Origin of the sequence: Protofrankia sp. Cj3 (assembly GCF_917627355.1) — a bacterium.
GTDB lineage: Bacteria > Actinomycetota > Actinomycetes > Frankiales > Frankiaceae > Protofrankia.
Map to the genome: position 1 here is coordinate 6,766 of NZ_CAKJTR010000214.1, position 702 is coordinate 7,467.

The window sequence follows — 702 nt, forward strand, 5'->3', positions numbered from 1 at the left end:
GATCGCAAGATTATAGGTTGGCATCAGATCGGCCTGATTAACACAGGTGAGGGCAAAGGCTGCGTGCATCTCCAAGCCCGCTTCCGCGCCGCGCGCTATTCCACTCGTCACAAGCGAGAACAAGGACCTCTGTGCGGCCGTCGTGCGCCTTCCGCTATGACGGATAATATCGAACGAAGCTGGCATCGAACCATCAAGGCTCACTGTTACACTCAAACCCGGGCAGCGGTGGAGCAGATCCCAAACAAGCCGCCCAGAAAGCAACGTACCATTCGTGATCACGCTCACACGCCACCCAGGATAGCTACATGCCCGTTCCAGGATGTCAACGGCATCAGGCCGAAGGAACGGCTCCCCGCCCGCCACGGTGAGACTAAGAACTCCCAGATTGTAAAGCTGGCCAATAATGCTGAATATCCCGGTGCGGTCAAGTTCCTCCGTCAGCGGAATGCCCGACGAGACATCGCAGTGTGAGCACTGTAAATTGCACGCGTTCGTCAGGTCAAGATCGGCATGTGCGGGCCCAGCGAATGGCGGTTCTGGTCGTGACTCCACTCGGCCTCCTCGGAACGAGGATAGAAATGATCAGATATAACGCGCGTCGAGACACCCCGAACCGGTACCCATTGGGGGATTTTTGTCCCGGTGGGTACCGGCCTGTGGCTGAGTTGAATCAGCGCCTCGCGGAGACCGCGTCGAGTG

General features: G+C 58.0%; 1 protein-coding gene. It reads right to left on the minus strand.

The annotated features are described in order from the left end of the window. On the minus strand, positions 1 to 555 hold a 555-nt coding region (locus MJ783_RS20465; protein WP_239312806.1), incomplete at its 3' end, for a radical SAM protein. Between the last annotated feature and the right edge of the window lie 147 nt (positions 556 to 702).